The following is a 14,645-nucleotide window of genomic DNA, read 5'->3' as shown; positions in this document are numbered from 1 at the left end:
CGGCGGGCTCGCCTACTCGGGCGAGCCCGCCTGCTCCGCCGCGCTCACCAGTCTCCGGAGCCGCAGGCACTGCTCGTGGAGCACCACGACCAGCGTGCTGTCTCGCTCCCCGAGCCACTGCTCCAGCGACGCGTCGAAGAGCGCGGCCGCCGTACGGGCGGCGAGCGCCGCGTCCTCCAGCGGGACACTCCGCTCGACCAGCGCGTCGCGCATCGCGTCGGTGAGCACCGCCGACTTCAGCAGCTCGCGCTCGCGCAGCGCCGGCTCGGACAGCACGACCGCCCGCCGTGCCGCGATCTCGCCGCGCCAGCCCTCGAGGTCCCCCGCCGCGACCGTCTCCAGCCCGTGCATCAGCAGCCCGAGCGGGTCCAGGCCTGCGGGTGCCCCGGCGAGCAGCCGGGCCACCACCTCCGGGAACTCCCGCTCGCGGAGGAACAGCACGTCGCGCTTGTCGGCGAAGTGCCGGAAGAAGGTGCGGGTCGTGAGCCCGGCCCGCTCGGCGATCGACGGCACCGTCGTCGCGGAGTAGCCGTGCTCGGCGAACAGCTCCATCGCGGCGCGCTCGAGGCGCAGTGCGGCGTCGGGGGCCCAGCGTGACATGCAGCCAGGCTAGCCGATGACACGACGTGTCATCAGGGCTAGAGTGATGACACGTCATGCCGTCGAGCACTGGAGACCCCTTGCCCTCGAACACCGCCGCTCTCACCAACTCCGCCGCGCGCCTCCCCGCGCCCCGCGCCGACCTGGTCGTCGGTCCCGCCGCGCTGCACGAGCCCGGGCCCGGCGAGCTGCTGGTGCGCAACCGCGCCGTCGCCGTGAATCCGCTCGACGAGCTCAAGCAGTGGACCGGCGACCTGATGTACCGCTGGCTCCCCTACCCCTCGATCCTCGGCGAGGACGTCGCCGGCGAGGTCGCGGCGGTCGGGCCCGGCGTCGACCACTTCGCCGTCGGCGACCGCGTCGTCGCCTACGCGGTCGGCATGGAGCGCGGTCGCCGGCACGACGCCGAGGGCGGCTTCCAGGAGTACACGGTCGTCCGCGCGGATCTCGCCGCGCCGATCCCGCCGCAGCTGGCGGACGAGCAGGCCGTGGTCCTGCCGCTCGCGGTCTCCACCGCCGCGACCGCGCTCTTCCAGAAGGACCACCTGGCGCTGCCCCACCCCTCGGCCGAGCCGGTCGCCACGGGCCGGACGGTCGTGGTCTGGGGCGGCGCCACCAGCGTCGGCAGCAACGCGATCCAGCTCGCCGTCGCCTCCGGCCACCGCGTCGTCGCCACCGCCTCGTCCGGCAACCACGCCCGCCTCCGCGAGCTCGGCGCCGACGTGGTCGTCGACTACCGCGGCCCGAGCGCGGTCGAGGACGTCGTCGCCGCGATCGGCGGCGCGGAGGTGGCGGGGATCCTCGCGGTCGGCACCGGCTCCGCCGAGCCCTGCGTCGCCGTCGCGGCCGCCACCGGAGCCCGCCGGGTCGCCCTCGCCAGCCCCTCGGTCTCCTTCGGCTCCCTGCCGCGCAGGGCGGGGCTCTCGCTCCCGTTCGTGCGGACGATGTCGCGGCTGGTCGGCGCGAACCTCCGCCTCCAGCTCGCCGCCCGCCGTCGCGGCATCCGCGCCCGCTACGTCTGGGGCGCCACGCTGATGGGCAACGAGGTCGGACCGATGCTCTGGCGCGATCACCTGCCGAGCGCGCTCGCCGACGGCCGCCACCGCTGCGCGCCCGAGCCCGAGGTCGTCGGCACCGGTCTCGGCGCCGTGCAGGGCGCGCTCGACCGGCTGCACGCGGGCGTGTCCGCGCGGAAGCTCGTCGTGCGGCTCTGACCGCGAGCCGCTCGGGTGCGCCACTATGGACCGTGCCGCTCCCCTCTCCCGCCGGATCGTCCGCTCCCTCCGCGCGCTCCTGGCTCCTCGTCGCGCCGTCGCTCGTCGTCCTCGGCTGGGGCGGCAACCAGTTCCTGCCGCTGATGCAGCTCTACCGCCAGCTCGAGGGCTACACCCAGACGCAGGTCACGATCCTGCTCGCCGCCTACGTCCTCGGCATCGTGCCCGGCTTCGCGCTGGCCGGCGGCTGGTCTGACCGCTTCGGCCGGCGGCCGGTGCTGCTCGCGGGCCTCGTGCTGGGGATCCTCGGCAGCGTCGTGCTCGCCTGCTCCCCCGCCTCGGTGCTCGGGCTCGGCGTCGGCCGCTTCATCAGCGGGCTGAGCGTCGCGGCGGGGATGGTCGTCGGCACGGCCTGGATCAAGGAGCTCTCGATCGCGACCGGAGCGTCCTCGGCCGGCGCCCGCCGCGCCTCCGCGATGCTCACCATCGGCTTCGGCGGCGGCGCGGGAGTCGGCGGCGCGCTCGCGCAGTTCGGCCCCTGGCCGACCGTGCTCCCTTACATCGTCCAGTCCGCCGCCTGCGTCGCCGCCGTCCTCGTGCTCCTCCGCGCACCCGAGACCCGGGCCTACGACCCGTCCGCCGGCCGCCTGACCGGCGAGCTGAGCATCCCGCGCCCCGCCCGCGCCCGCTTCGCCGCCGTCGTCCTGCCGCTCGCCCCCTGGGTCTTCGCGGCACCCGCCCTGTCCTTCGCGGTCGGGCCGAGCCTGGTCGCCGACCGCCTGCCGGGTCTCACCGTCGGCTTCGCGACCCTCGTCACCGTGATCACCCTCGGCTGCGGCTGGGTCACCCAGCTCTTCTCCGGCCCGCTTCTCGCGCTGCTGCGCGGCCGCGGCGCCCTCGTCGGCGGCGCGCTCACCGCCCTCGGCGCTCTGCTGCTGATCCCCGCCGCCGTCGGCCAGCAGCTCTGGCCGGTCCTGGTCGCCGCGCCGGTCTTCGGCTGCGGCTACGGTCTCGCGATGGTCTCCGGACTGACCGCCTCGCAGGCCCTCGTCGAGACGCGCGACCTGGCGAGCGTCACCGCCGTCTACTACTCCGTCACCTACGCGGGCTTCCTGGTGCCGGCGATCCTGGCGGCGCTGGCCGTCGCCCTGCCGATGCCGCTGCTGCTCGCGGCGACCGCGCTCGCGATCCTCGCCTGCGTCGCCCTCGCGGCCCGTGGACTGCGACGCCCGCCCGCGCCTCAGAACCGAGCCGCGACCTCGTAGAGCACGTCCTCGTCGCCGGCGTACAGCCCCTCCGTCCGCGGCCAGTGCGCGATCACGTCGGTGAAGCCCAGCGCCTCGGCGCGGCCGGCCGAGTCGGCGAAGCGGTCGACGCTCTCGAGGGAGTAGTCCGGCCCGGAGTCGAGCGAGAGGTGCCGCTCGATCGAGCGCGGGTCGCGCCCGGCGGCCTCGAGGGCGTCGTCGAGGCGCTGCGAGAGCTCGGCGACCGCCGCCCACCACTCCTCGGTGCTGCGGCCCTCCGGCCCCGTCGTCACCCAGCCCTGCGCCCGCTCGGCCACGAGCGCGAGGCCCTTCGGCCCGTTCGCCGCGAGCACGAACGGCACGCGCGGCGACTGCACCGGCTCCCCCACCATCCGGGCGCCGCGCGCCGTGAACCAGGCGCCGTCGAGGTCGATCCCGCCCGAGCCCGGCTCCTCGTGCCGCAGCAGCACGTCGAGCGCCGCGACGAACTCCACGTAGCGCTCGTGCCGCTCCCTGGGCGAGTGCAGCTCCTGCCCGAGCACCGTCGCGTCGAAGCCCGTCCCGCCCGAGCCGACCCCGAGGACGAAGCGGCCGCCCGAGATCTCGTCGACCGTCGCGATCTCCTTCGCGAACGGCACCGGGTGCCGGAAGTTCGGCGAGGCGACGAAGGTGCCCAGCCGCAGCGTCTCGGTGACCACCGCGGCGGCCGTCAGCGTCGGGATCGTCGCGTGCCAGACCTGGTCGGCGAGCGAGCGCCAGGAGAGGTGGTCGTAGGTCCAGGCGTGGTCGAAGCCGAGCCCCTCCGCGGACTGCCACTTGCGGCGGGCGGTGGACCAGGGCTCCTGCGGGAGGATGACGATGCCGTGTCGCATCGTCCGAGTGTAGGGATCGTCCGAGTGCAGGGAGGAACGGCCCGGTACGATGGTCGGCGGTGTGCCGGGAAGTCTGGTCGGCGGACGCGGCCCTCTGCCGTGTTCTCACGTGATCCGACGACCTCCCGAAGGAAGCCCCTCCGTGCCCCACACTCCTGCCTCCGAGCCCACCCACCAGGCGCCGCACGCGATCTGGCGGGGCCTGCGCCAGACGCTGCGCTCCGACGCCGTCGGCGGCGCCCTGCTGCTCGGCGCGACCGTCCTCGCCCTGGTCCTCGCCAACTCGCCCGCGGCCGGCTTCTACGAGACCGTCCGCGACTACGAGTTCGGCCCCGAGGCGCTTCACCTGAATCTCAGCGTCGGCGCCTGGGCGGCCGACGGACTGCTCGCGATCTTCTTCTTCGTCGTGGGCCTCGAGCTCAAGGAGGAGTTCGTCGTCGGCAAGCTCCGCGACCCGCGCACCGCCGCCCTCCCGGTCGCCGCCGCGTTCGGCGGCGTCGCCGTCCCCGCCCTGATCTACGTCGCGATCAACGCGACCGCCGGCCCCGACGCCCTGCAGGGCTGGGCGATCCCGGTCGCCACCGACATCGCCTTCGCGGTCGCCGTGATCGCGGTCGTCGGCAAGAGCCTCCCGGTCGCCCTGCGCACCTTCCTGCTCACCCTCGCCGTCGTCGACGACCTGCTCGCGATCACGATCATCGCCGTCTTCTACACCTCGGCCATCGCCTTCCTGCCGCTGCTGCTCGCGCTCGTCCCGCTCGGGATCTTCGCCGTCCTCGTCCAGCGCGGCGTCCGCACCTGGTGGCTCCTGATCCCGCTCGGCGTCGCCACCTGGGCGCTCGTGCACGCCTCCGGCATCCACGCGACCGTCGCCGGCGTGCTGCTCGGCTTCGCGGTCCCGGTCGTCGCGACCGCCCGCGCCCGCGTCCGCACCGGAACCGGCAGCGACGGCGAGCCCGAGTACGACGGACTCGCCGCGCACTTCGCCGACCGCTGGAGCGGCGTCTCGGCCGGCGTCGCCGTCCCGGTCTTCGCCTTCTTCTCGGCCGGAGTCACCATCGGCGGCCTCACCGGCCTCGTCGAGTCGTTCCAGGACAGCATCGCCCTCGGCATCATCGTCGGCCTGGTGGTCGGCAAGCCGCTCGGGATCCTCGCGACCACCTTCCTGATCACCCGCCTGCCCGGCCTCCGCCTCGACCCGGCGCTGCGCTGGCCGGACCTGGTCGGCATGTCGATGCTCGCCGGCATCGGCTTCACCGTCTCGCTGCTCGTCGGCGAGCTGTCCTTCGGCGTCGGGAGCGAGGCCGACGAGCACGTGAAGGTCGGCGTGCTGGCCGGCTCGGTGATCGCCGCGGCACTCGGCGCGGCGGTCCTCTCGATCCGCAGCCGCGGCTACGCGCGGTCGGGAGTCCTCTCCGACTGACCCTCCGCCAGCCGCATCGTGCCGCCCGCCCGGGCGGCGAACGCGCGCGCCGTCGCCGCGATCGTGCGCTGCATGACCCGCACCGCCGCCGTCGGCGCGAGGTCCGCCGGGCGGGCGAGGCTGATCGTGCGGCTGAGCGTCGGCTCCTCGATCCGGATCGAGCGCAGCCCGGGGCGGCCCTGCAGCACCATCGCCGGCACGATCGCGACGCCGAGACCGCGCTCGGCGAAGCGCAGCACCGCGTCCATCTCGGCGCCCTCGAGCACCACGTCGGGCACCAGGCCCGCGGCCGCGAAGGCGGCATCGGTCGTCCGGCGCAGGTCGTAGCTGGAGTTGAAGACGATCTGCGGGAGACCCGCCACGGCCGCCAGTCCGAGGGCGTCGCCGTCGGCGAGCGCCGGCTCGGCCGCCGAGGAGACCACGACGAGCTCCTCGACGAGCAGCGGTGTCACCGTGAACGCACCGACGGCCGCCGCCGTCGAGGTCGTCACCAGCGCGAGGTCGAGCTCGCCGCGCGCGAGCCGGTCGAGCAGGCTGCGCGAGCCGTCCTCGGCCAGGTGCAGCTCGATCGCCGGGTGCGCCGCGTGGAAGGCGTGCAGCACCTCCGCGACCAGGCTGATGCAGAGCGTGGGCGTCGCGCCGAAGCGGACCCGCCCGCGCTCGAGCCCGGCGAGCTCGGCCAGCTCGCGGCGCACCGACTCGGCGTCGGCGAGCATGCGCCTCGCGAGCGGCAGCAGCAGCTCACCGGCCGGGGTGAGCGTGCTGCCGGAGCGCGCCCGCTGGAACAGCTCGGAGCCGAGGTCCTGCTCGAGCGAGGAGATCTGCCGGCTCAGCGAGGGCTGCGCGAGATGCAGCTCCTCCGCGGCACGGGTGAAGCTGCCGAGGCGCGCGACCTCGACGAATCCGGACAGCTGCTCGAAGTTCATCGCCATAGCGTAAGCGCATGGCGGGCCCCAGCATTATGCATTGGAGTAATCAAGGCACTCTGCCTAGCGTGGAGTCATGACCACTTCAGCGACCACCACGACCCCGGAGCGCCGGATCTCCGCCTCCGTTCTCGTCATCGGCACCGGCGGCTCGGGCCTCCGCGCCGCGATCGAGCTGGCCGAGGCCGGCGTCGACGTCCTCGCGCTGGGCAAGCGCTCGAAGTCGGACGCGCACACCTCGCTCGCCGCCGGCGGCATCAACGCCGCCCTCGCCACGATGGACCCCGACGACAGCTGGCAGCAGCACGCGGCCGACACCATCACCGAGTCCTACCAGCTCGCCAACCCGCACACGGTCGAGATCGTCACCTCGAACGCCGCCCGCGGCATCCAGGACCTCGAGCGCTACGGCATGCCGTTCGCTCGCGAGGACGACGGCCGCATCTCGCAGCGCTTCTTCGGCGCGCACACCTACCGCCGCACCGCGTTCGCCGGGGACTACACCGGCCTCGAGATCCAGCGCACGCTCGTCAACCGGGCGGCGCAGCTCGACATCCCGATCCTCGACACCGTCTACGTGACGCGCATCCTCGTCGACGAGGACGGCGCCGTCTTCGGCGCCTACGGCTTCGACCTCGTCGACGGCACCCGCTACCTCATCCACGCCGACGCGGTCATCCTCGCCGCCGGCGGCCACAACCGCATCTGGCGCCGCACCTCCTCGCGCCGCGACGAGAACACGGGCGACTCGTTCCGCCTGGCCGTCGAGGCCGGCGGCCGCCTGCGCGACCCCGAGCTGGTGCAGTTCCACCCGTCGGGCATCATCGAGCCCGAGAACGCGGCCGGCACGCTGATCTCCGAGGCGGCCCGCGGCGAGGGCGGCATCCTCCGCAACGGCCTCGGCGAGCGCTTCATGGGCAAGTACGACCCCGAGCGGATGGAGCTCTCGACCCGCGACCGCGTCGCGCTCGCCTGCTACACCGAGATCAAGGAGGGCCGCGGCACGCCGAACGGCGGTGTCTGGCTCGACGTCTCGCACCTGCCGCGCGAGACGATCATGACCCGCCTCCCCCGCGTCTACCAGACGATGCTCGAGCTGCAGATGCTCGACATAACGAAGGACCCGATCGAGATCGCGCCCACCGCGCACTACTCGATGGGCGGCGTCTGGGTCCGCTCGGACGACCACAGCACCGACGTCCCCGGCCTCTACGCCATCGGCGAGGCGTCCAGCGGGCTGCACGGCGCGAACCGCCTCGGCGGCAACTCGCTGATCGAGCTGCTCGTCTTCGGCCGGATCGTCGGCCAGGCGGCCGCGGAGTACTCCGCGTCGCTCACCGCGCAGACCCGCTCCGCCGCGTCGGTGCAGGTCGCCCGCGACGAGATCGCGGACCTGCTCGCCGCCGACGGCGAGGAGAACGTAAGGGCCCTGCAGCGCGCGATCCGCAACACCATGACCGAGCACGCCGGCGTCGTCCGCGACGAGGCGGGCCTGCTGGCCGGACTCGCCGAGCTGGACGCGATCGAGGCGCGCATCGCCGGCATCGGCATCCACCCGGACATCGCGGGCTTCCAAGACCTGGCGCACGCCTTCGACCTGAAGTCGGCCGCGATGGCCGCGCGGGCCACCCTCGAGGCCGCGCTGGAGCGCCGCGAGAGCCGCGGCTGCCACAACCGCAGCGACTACCCGGACATCGACCCGGCGCTGCAGGTCAACCTGGTCTGGTCGCCGTCCACCGGCATCACCCGCGAGGAGATCCCCGCGGTCCCGGAGGAGATCCAGGCGCTGATCCGCGAGGTCGCCACCGTGGGCAAGCTGCTCGAGTAGCGGCACCGCTCGCGCTCCGCACGCACGACGACGCCGGCCCGGGAGTGTTCCCGGGCCGGCGTCGTGTCGTTCCGCATCCGATCAGGCGCGGCTGCGGGCGCGTCCGCCGAAGCGGGTGTAGAGGAACAGCACGATGATCGCGCCGATGATGGAGCCGATGATCCCGGCCGGCTGGAGGAAGCCCTCCATCGGGTCGTGCTGGAAGATCAGGAAGCCGAGGAAGCCGCCGACGAAGGATCCGACGATCCCCAGCACAATGGTCATCAGGATGCTGATGTTCTGGCGCCCGGGCACGATGAGGCGGGCGAGAGCGCCGGCGATGAGGCCGACGACGATGAGGCTGATGATGAGTCCGAGCACGGGAGTCACCTTCCTGTCGAGCACGGCGGACCGTGCGGTGGGGCTCTGCGGTCGCTGAGCCGATGGGCAACCCAAGCAGTCGCGGAGGGGTGGCCGGTACACCCCTGGGGGTGTAGTCACGATGCCCGACGGCGCGGTACGGTCCGTGGATGGACAGAGCATGCCGGCGCCCCTGACCGTCGCCCTGGTCGACGACTACGACGTCGTCCTCAAGGGCCTCGCGCACATGTTCGACCACTACCGCGACCGCGTCGTCGTCGCCGAGATCGACGCGAACGCCGCGCTCTCCGACCGCATCGACATCGTCCTCTACGACTCGTTCGCCCAGCCGGAGTCGGACCTGCAGGAGCTCGCCGACCTCGTCCGCAACCCGCGCGCCGAGCACGTCGTCGTCTACACCTGGAACTTCCACCCCGACCTCGTCGCCGACGCCCTCGACCAGGGCGTGCGCGGCTACCTCTCCAAGACCCTGCCCGCCCGCGAGCTCGTCGCCGCCCTCGAGGCCGTCCGCTCCGGCGAGCTCGTCGTCAGCGAGCCGCCCCGCCGCGCCGGCACCGCCCCCGGCCTCGACTGGCCCGGCCGCCACGAGGGCATCACCGACCGCGAGTCCGAGATCCTCGCCCTGATCACCCAGGGCAAGAGCAACGCCGACGTCGCCGCCCTCACCTACCTCAGCCCCAACACGGTGAAGTCCTACATCCGCAGCGTCTACGGCAAGATCGGCGCCTCCAGCCGCACCCAGGCCGTCCTCTGGGGCGTCGAGCACGGCTTCACCCCCGACCACCACCGCATCGACCACTGGCTCGGCGGCCCGTGACCGTGCAGGCCGACGAGGGCGAGGCGCTGCTCCGGGCGCTCTGCACGACCTCGGAGCTGGACGAGGACGGCGAGGTCGTCGCCGTCGGCGACCGGATCCGGCGGCTCGCCGTCCCCCACCGCGGCGGCTTCTTCGGCGGCGACCTCGACGAGACGCCGTGGATGCTCGACCGCTACGGCGACGCGACAGGAGCCGCCGACACGGTGTGGATCGAGGGCGTCGTGACATCCGTCGCGGCGATCCGGACCCGCATGACCCGGCGCGACGACGGCGTCTGGACGGTCCGGCCCGGCTCCGCGGCGCTCGAGCCGCTGCGCTCCACCGCGGACACGCGCAGGCCGGTCCCCGAGATCGACTGGGGGCCGCACTCGGAGCCCGACGCCGAGGGGCACGCCTACGCGATGGGCTTCGCGCGGCGGAGCGAGGGCGACGAGGAGCTCTCCGGCTGGCTGTTCACCGTGCGGCGCGCCTAGGGTGAGCACACCGCAGCACGAGGGGGACGCGATGCCACGGAACCACCCGCACAGAAGAGCCACCGCCGCCGCGATCGCTCTGCTCGCCCTGCCGCTGCTCGCGGGCTGCGCGGGACCGACGCCCTACTCGGACTTCGACCGGACGCGGGACGAGCGCGACGTGCTGCCGGATCTCGGCGACGTGAGCGAGCAGATCGAACCGGATTCCGTGCGCTTCGTCGGCAGCGCCGAGGGCGTGGACGTCTATCTCGGCTCGTCGATCCGCGGCGACGACCACTGCGTGATCATCGACGGCGACGACGGGCCCGTGAGCGGCTGCGGCGGAGGCGGCGACCTGGAGGTGTCGCAGCGCACCTCGGTCGTCGTGCAGGTGCATCCCGACGGCGTCGAGCCGGAGGACTCCCCCGGTCTCGACTGGACGGCCCTCGGCCAGAACGTGTCGGTACGGTCCTACAACTGACCGCTGTCCCGCCGGCGGTAGGTCGCCAGCGCCACTCCGCCGGGCAGCGCGCGCAGGTCGACGGCCTCGAGCGTCACCGGCTGCGGGAGCCCGCCGAAGAGCGGGACCCCTGCGCCCAGCAGCAGCGGCGAGATCTTCACCTGGATCTCGTCGATCTCCTCGATCAGCTGCGCGGCGAGGTCGCCGCCGCCGCAGAGCCAGATGTCGCGCCCGGGCTCCCGCTTGAGCGCCGCGACCTGCGCCCGCACGTCGCCCGCCATCGTCTCCACCCGGTCGGAGGTGGGCAGGCGTCCGTGGGTCACCACGATCTGGCGCAGGTGCGGGTACGCACCGTCGACGAGCCCGGCGTCCACCGCGGGGGCGTGGGTCCGGCGGCCGAGCAGCACGGTGTCGAACCGGCGCGGCGACGCCGTGACGCCGAGCGCCGCGCGCAGGTGCGCCGGGCAGGTCTCCGGATAGCGCTCGAACAGGTCGGCGAGGGTCTCCGGCGCGGTCGGGAACGCGGAGACGTCCCCCGCCGGATCCGCGATGCAGCCGTCGAGCGAGGCGGCGATGTAGTAGACGAGGTCGCGCATGCCACCGCACGGTACCCCTCCTCGGCGGGGGTCTTCTAGCCTGGAGGGAGAGGAGGTCTTCATGTCCGAAGCCAGGGATCGCGCCGCCCGGTACGCCGCGGAGCGCGCGACCGGCGGCCGCCCGGAGACCGGCGACGAGCGCACCGGCTCGCTGCCCGAGAACGCCGAGGACCGCGCCGCGTTCATCGAGACGTCGATCCAGCAGGCGATCCGCCGGGGCGAGTTCGACGGCCTGCCGGGCGCCGGCAAGCCGCTCGAGGGCCTCGGCGAGCACCACGACCCGGACTGGTGGATCCGCCGCAAGATCGAGCGCGAGAACCTCACCGGCATCGGTCCCGCCGCCTTCCTGCTCCGCGCCGAGGACCGGCGGCTGGACGAGCAGCTCGACCGGCTGATGCGCGAGTCCGAGGTGCGGGCCGTGCTCGCCGACTTCAACAAGCGGGTCGTCGAGGCGCGCCGCCAGCTGCTCGGCGGCCCGCCGGTGGTCACGCCGCTCCGCGACATCGACGCCGAGGTCGCCGCCTGGACCGAGCGCCGGAGCGCCCGGTTCGCGGCCGCCGACGCGCAGATCCCGGAGCCGCCGCGCCGCCGCTGGTGGCGCCGGCGCTGAGCGCGGACGCCGATCTCCGACGAGGTCCCGCTCAGCCGAGCCACCGCTCGAGCACCGCGGCCGCCTCGCGGTCGAGCAGCACCGCGACGTCCGGATGCCCCTGCAGCGCCGAGGCCGGGCAGTCCACGCCGACCGGTCCGAGCAGCGCGCGGGCGACGGCCTCGGCCTTGACGCTGCCGGAGGCGAGCAGCACCAGCGAGCGCGCGGACAGGATCGTCGCGATCCCCTGCGTGATCGCCGACTCCGGCACCAGATCGAGGCGCCCGCCGAAGAACCGGGCGTTCGCCTCCCGGGTGCTCCGCGCGAGCCGGACGACGTGCGTGCCGATGTCGTGCGGCGTGCCCGGCTCGTTGAAGCCGATGTGCCCGTTGCCGCCGATGCCCAGGATCTGCACGTCGATGCCGCCGGCCGCCCGGATCGCGGCGTCGTAGTCGCGGCCCGCCTGCTCGCCGTCCGCGCGAGCGCCGTCGGGGACGTGCACGGAGCCGATCCCGAGCGGCACGCGCACCTCGCGGTCGAGGACCGCGCGGTAGCTCTCGGGGTGGCCGGGGGCGATCCCGACGTACTCGTCGAGAGCGAAGGCGCTCACTCCGGAGAAGTCGATCCGGCCCGCAGCGACCCGGGCGGCGAGCTCGCGGTAGAGCAGCGCGGGAGTCGAGCCGGTCGCGACCCCGAGGACCGCGCGCGGATCGGCGAGGACGCGCGCAGCGACCAGGTCGGCGGCGGCCCGCGAGGCCTCCGCGAAGGAGTCGAAGACACGGACGGCGGTGCCGGGGGCGGTGGCCCCGGAGGTGACGCCGGTCACGCTTCCGGCACCCCGCGCGGAAGCGGGCGCCGCGCCACCGCGAGCGCTCTCGCGTGGGCGACCGCGCCGACCACGGGCGGGCGCCGGACGACGACGAAGTCGAGCTGCGGGGCCTCCTCGGCCAGCCGCTCGCGGATCCGCCGCTCGTAGGCGGGCTGGTTGACGATCACGCCGCCGCCCGCGACCACCAGGGAGCCGAGCGCGCCCCGCCGCACGAGGGCGGCGACCCCGCCGGCGAGCGCCTCCGCCGCGTCCTCGACGATCCGCTGGGCGAGGGCCGAGCCGCCGGCCGCCTGCGCGAAGACGAGCGGCGCGAAGGCGCCCCAGGACGCCCCGCCGGCGATGCGCGTCGCCCCGGCAGCGAGCTCGGCGGCGTCCCTCGCGCCGAACGCGGACAGGACGGCGCCGATCAGAGGGTCCTCGGCCCCGTCGCCGGGAGCCCGGCCGCGGTCGCAGGCCGCGAGGGTCTCGCGTACCGCCGTCGAGACGAGGTCGTGCGCGCTCCCCCGGTCACCGAGCGGCCAGCCGTGGCCGTCGACGGTGATCCGCACGCCGTCCGCGGTCGTCCCGCAGATCACGGCACCGGTGCCGACGATCATCTGGATGCTCGGACCCTCCTGCTCCGCGAAGCCGAGCAGCTCCGCGTCGTTGACGACCGTCACCGGCCGGCCGAGGCGGAGCGACAGCGTCGCGGTCGCCTCCCGCATCTGGCCCGGGGTGTCGCAGCCGTGCACGCCGAGGACCAGCACGGCGTCCTCGGCGAGCGGGCGCAGGCGGAGCAGCACGTCGGCGAGGCGCGGCAGGTTGCCCGGGTCGGCGAAGAGCTCGCCGGCCCGCCAGTCGTTCGAGGGGAGGATCAGGTCCTCCTCCGCGCCGTCCGTGTCGATCAGGCGGACGTGCGTCTTGGTCCCGCCCACGTCGACGCCGACGAGGCGGGCCGCGGCCCGGGGAGCATCATTCGTCACGGAGGAATGGAATCATCCCTTCGCGGCCGGGACAACGCGGCTGGCGCGGGCTGCGCATCCTGGCGCACCGTCGCCTCCGCCCGGAGGAGATCACCGCCCGAGGAGATCAGCGCGCGGGGAGGTCACCGCGCGGGAGGAACGGCGCTCGCGCCCGCCGCCCAGACCGCCCGCACCCGCAGCGCGTCGTCCAGCAGCACCACGTCCGCCGCTCGGCCGACCGCGAGCGAGCCGAGCCGGCCCGCCTCGCCGAGCACGCGCGCCGGAGTCGCGGTGACGGCGCCGACCGCCGCCTCGAGCCCCAGGCCGACTCCGGGCCCGACCGCACCGGCCGCCCGGCGGACCGCCGCGTCCAGGGTGAGGGTCGAGCCGGCGAGGGTCGCGGTGCCGGCCAGCCTGGCGACGCCGTCCCGCACCTCGACGCGCAGCCCGCCGATCCGGTGCGCGCCGTCCCCCGCTCCCGCCGCCGCCATCGCGTCGGTGACCAGCGCGATCCGTCCCGGGGCGGACGCGAAGGCGATCCGCGCGACGTCCGCGTCCACGTGCTCGCCGTCCAGGATCAGCTCCAGCACCACCCGCTCGTCGGCCAGCGCCACCGGGATCGGCCCCGGCGAGCGGTGCCCGATGCCCGGCATCGCGTTGAAGGCGTGGGTCACCAGCCGGGCGCCGCGCTCGATCGCCGCCCGGGTCGTCGCCGCGTCCGCCTCGGTGTGGCCGACGGCGACGACCACCCCCGCCCCGGTCAGCCGCTCGATCGCCCGGAGCGCGCCGGGCAGCTCCGGGGCGATCGTGACCTGCCGGAGAGCTCCACGGGCCGCGTCGAGCAGCCGCTCGACCGCCTCGTCGGTCGGCGCGATCAGCGCACCCGGGTCGTGCGCTCCGCGGCGGGACGGCGCGAGGAACGGCCCCTCCAGGTGCGCGCCGAGGACGAGCGGATCCCCCTCCGCCAGCGTCGCGACCGCGTCCAGCGACGTCTCGAGCGCCGAGAGCGGCGCCGACACCAGGCTCACCAGCGAGCGCGTCGTCCCGCGCGCCCGATGCAGGGCGAGTCCGGCCCGCATCGCGTCGACCCCCTCGTCGAAGCCGCGTCCCGCCCCGCCGTGCACGTGCAGGTCGACGAAGCCGGGAGTCGCGATCAGCCCGCCCGCGTCGTGCACCCGCGCGCCCTCCGCCGCCCGCTCCCAGCCGCCCCCGGTCCCGACCTCGACGATCACCCCGTCGTCCGCAATGAGCCAGAAGTCCTCCACGGTCCCGCCCACATCGACCTTCCGCGCGCCGTGCAGCACCAGCCTCCCGCTCCGCTCCATGTCCCTCTCCTCGCCTCCCGGGGCTCCACCCCCTCAGCTCATCCTGCCCGACCAGCGACGCAACTCCTGCCGGCCCACCACCGGCGCAGCACCCCCTCATGCTGGTCGAGTAGCCGCGCAGCGGCGTATCGAGACCCACCCTCCCAGCACCCGGGCCCAAAGGCCTCCC

At 74.6% G+C, this 14,645-nt stretch carries 16 protein-coding genes; 8 read left to right on the top strand and 8 right to left on the bottom strand.

Annotated elements, in window-relative coordinates:
• Positions 1 to 12 precede the first annotated feature (12 nt).
• Positions 13 to 600 carry a TetR/AcrR family transcriptional regulator gene (locus tag C1I64_RS05830; RefSeq protein ID WP_127886514.1) on the bottom strand — a complete coding sequence of 196 codons (588 nt, stop codon included), beginning with the start codon at positions 598 to 600 and terminating at the stop codon, positions 13 to 15.
• An 80-nt stretch (positions 601 to 680) separates the two neighbouring features.
• On the opposite strand from C1I64_RS05830, the gene C1I64_RS05825 reads away from it, so the two are divergent.
• Both C1I64_RS05825 and C1I64_RS05820 read left to right on the top strand, forming a co-directional pair.
• Entirely contained in the window at positions 681 to 1,814 is a 1,134-nt protein-coding gene (locus tag C1I64_RS05825) for a zinc-binding alcohol dehydrogenase family protein (RefSeq protein WP_244209406.1), read from the top strand.
• A gap of 32 nt (positions 1,815 to 1,846) precedes the next feature.
• Positions 1,847 to 3,079 (top strand): MFS transporter, encoded by a 1,233-nt coding sequence (locus tag C1I64_RS05820; RefSeq protein WP_127886512.1) that lies wholly within the window; start codon positions 1,847 to 1,849, stop codon positions 3,077 to 3,079.
• On the opposite strand, the gene C1I64_RS05815 is transcribed toward C1I64_RS05820, so the two are convergent.
• Positions 3,055 to 3,930, bottom strand: coding sequence for an LLM class flavin-dependent oxidoreductase (locus tag C1I64_RS05815; protein ID WP_127886511.1), 876 nt, complete (start codon positions 3,928 to 3,930; stop codon positions 3,055 to 3,057). The two genes, C1I64_RS05820 and C1I64_RS05815, sit on opposite strands and share 25 nt — an antisense overlap.
• A gap of 142 nt (positions 3,931 to 4,072) precedes the next feature.
• On the opposite strand from C1I64_RS05815, the gene nhaA reads away from it, so the two are divergent.
• Positions 4,073 to 5,353 (top strand): Na+/H+ antiporter NhaA, encoded by a 1,281-nt coding sequence (gene nhaA, locus C1I64_RS05810; protein ID WP_425272895.1) that lies wholly within the window; start codon positions 4,073 to 4,075, stop codon positions 5,351 to 5,353.
• On the opposite strand, the gene C1I64_RS05805 is transcribed toward nhaA, so the two are convergent.
• Positions 5,323 to 6,279 (bottom strand): LysR family transcriptional regulator, encoded by a 957-nt coding sequence (locus C1I64_RS05805; RefSeq protein ID WP_164874453.1) that lies wholly within the window; start codon positions 6,277 to 6,279, stop codon positions 5,323 to 5,325. The two genes, nhaA and C1I64_RS05805, sit on opposite strands and share 31 nt — an antisense overlap.
• Positions 6,280 to 6,355: 76 nt before the next feature.
• Between C1I64_RS05805 and C1I64_RS05800 the strand changes: the two genes are divergently transcribed.
• Complete coding sequence (locus tag C1I64_RS05800) at positions 6,356 to 8,107, top strand: L-aspartate oxidase (RefSeq protein ID WP_127886508.1); 1,752 nt, start codon at positions 6,356 to 6,358, stop codon at positions 8,105 to 8,107.
• A gap of 81 nt (positions 8,108 to 8,188) precedes the next feature.
• On the opposite strand, the gene C1I64_RS05795 is transcribed toward C1I64_RS05800, so the two are convergent.
• A complete protein-coding gene (locus tag C1I64_RS05795; protein WP_123445883.1) occupies positions 8,189 to 8,467 on the bottom strand; it encodes a GlsB/YeaQ/YmgE family stress response membrane protein in 279 nt (92 codons plus the stop codon).
• 160 nt (positions 8,468 to 8,627) lie between these two features.
• Here C1I64_RS05795 and C1I64_RS05790 point away from each other — a divergent pair, with 160 nt between their 5' ends.
• The 3 genes from C1I64_RS05790 to C1I64_RS05780 are packed head-to-tail and all read left to right on the top strand — an operon-like array spanning position 8,628 to position 10,217.
• Complete coding sequence (locus C1I64_RS05790) at positions 8,628 to 9,284, top strand: response regulator transcription factor (protein WP_123445882.1); 657 nt, start codon at positions 8,628 to 8,630, stop codon at positions 9,282 to 9,284.
• Complete coding sequence (locus C1I64_RS05785; RefSeq protein WP_127886507.1) at positions 9,281 to 9,757, top strand: hypothetical protein; 477 nt, start codon at positions 9,281 to 9,283, stop codon at positions 9,755 to 9,757. Before C1I64_RS05790 ends, C1I64_RS05785 begins: the two co-directional genes overlap by 4 nt.
• 31 nt (positions 9,758 to 9,788) lie before the next feature.
• Positions 9,789 to 10,217 (top strand): hypothetical protein, encoded by a 429-nt coding sequence (locus tag C1I64_RS05780; protein WP_127886506.1) that lies wholly within the window; start codon positions 9,789 to 9,791, stop codon positions 10,215 to 10,217.
• Here C1I64_RS05780 and C1I64_RS05775 read toward each other — a convergent pair.
• Positions 10,208 to 10,792: a dihydrofolate reductase family protein gene (locus tag C1I64_RS05775; RefSeq protein WP_127886505.1), complete on the bottom strand. Its 585-nt coding sequence runs from the start codon at positions 10,790 to 10,792 to the stop codon at positions 10,208 to 10,210. The two genes, C1I64_RS05780 and C1I64_RS05775, sit on opposite strands and share 10 nt — an antisense overlap.
• A gap of 61 nt (positions 10,793 to 10,853) precedes the next feature.
• Between C1I64_RS05775 and C1I64_RS05770 the strand changes: the two genes are divergently transcribed.
• Complete coding sequence (locus tag C1I64_RS05770; RefSeq protein WP_127886504.1) at positions 10,854 to 11,402, top strand: DnaJ family domain-containing protein; 549 nt, start codon at positions 10,854 to 10,856, stop codon at positions 11,400 to 11,402.
• A gap of 31 nt (positions 11,403 to 11,433) precedes the next feature.
• On the opposite strand, the gene C1I64_RS05765 is transcribed toward C1I64_RS05770, so the two are convergent.
• From C1I64_RS05765 to C1I64_RS05755, 3 genes are all read right to left on the bottom strand, one after another.
• Positions 11,434 to 12,207, bottom strand: a complete 774-nt coding sequence (locus C1I64_RS05765; protein ID WP_127886503.1) for a glucosamine-6-phosphate deaminase — start codon at positions 12,205 to 12,207, stop codon at positions 11,434 to 11,436.
• A complete protein-coding gene (locus C1I64_RS05760) occupies positions 12,204 to 13,172 on the bottom strand; it encodes an N-acetylglucosamine kinase (RefSeq protein WP_127886502.1) in 969 nt (322 codons plus the stop codon). Before C1I64_RS05760 ends, C1I64_RS05765 begins: the two co-directional genes overlap by 4 nt.
• Positions 13,173 to 13,294: 122 nt before the next feature.
• Entirely contained in the window at positions 13,295 to 14,476 is a 1,182-nt protein-coding gene (locus C1I64_RS05755; protein WP_127886501.1) for an N-acetylglucosamine-6-phosphate deacetylase, read from the bottom strand.
• Positions 14,477 to 14,645 lie beyond the last annotated feature (169 nt).

It is taken from the genome of Rathayibacter festucae DSM 15932 (genome assembly GCF_004011135.1).
In the GTDB taxonomy this organism is placed as follows: domain Bacteria; phylum Actinomycetota; class Actinomycetes; order Actinomycetales; family Microbacteriaceae; genus Rathayibacter; species Rathayibacter festucae.
Note: the sequence above shows the minus strand (reverse complement) of the source record. Positions and strands in the feature narration are given on the sequence as shown.

What these genes read in the sequence shown, in the direction of transcription:
- C1I64_RS05830 (WP_127886514.1), bottom strand. Translation starts at nt 600, where the DNA reads ATGTCACGCTGGGCCCCCGACGCCGCACTGCGCCTCGAGCGCGCCGCG.
- C1I64_RS05815 (WP_127886511.1), bottom strand. Translation starts at nt 3,930, where the DNA reads ATGCGACACGGCATCGTCATCCTCCCGCAGGAGCCCTGGTCCACCGCC.
- C1I64_RS05805 (WP_164874453.1), bottom strand. Translation starts at nt 6,279, where the DNA reads ATGAACTTCGAGCAGCTGTCCGGATTCGTCGAGGTCGCGCGCCTCGGC.
- C1I64_RS05800 (WP_127886508.1), top strand. Translation starts at nt 6,356, where the DNA reads ATGACCACTTCAGCGACCACCACGACCCCGGAGCGCCGGATCTCCGCC.
- C1I64_RS05790 (WP_123445882.1), top strand. Translation starts at nt 8,628, where the DNA reads ATGCCGGCGCCCCTGACCGTCGCCCTGGTCGACGACTACGACGTCGTC.
- C1I64_RS05780 (WP_127886506.1), top strand. Translation starts at nt 9,789, where the DNA reads ATGCCACGGAACCACCCGCACAGAAGAGCCACCGCCGCCGCGATCGCT.
- C1I64_RS05775 (WP_127886505.1), bottom strand. Translation starts at nt 10,792, where the DNA reads ATGCGCGACCTCGTCTACTACATCGCCGCCTCGCTCGACGGCTGCATC.
- C1I64_RS05770 (WP_127886504.1), top strand. Translation starts at nt 10,854, where the DNA reads ATGTCCGAAGCCAGGGATCGCGCCGCCCGGTACGCCGCGGAGCGCGCG.
- C1I64_RS05755 (WP_127886501.1), bottom strand. Translation starts at nt 14,476, where the DNA reads ATGGAGCGGAGCGGGAGGCTGGTGCTGCACGGCGCGCGGAAGGTCGAT.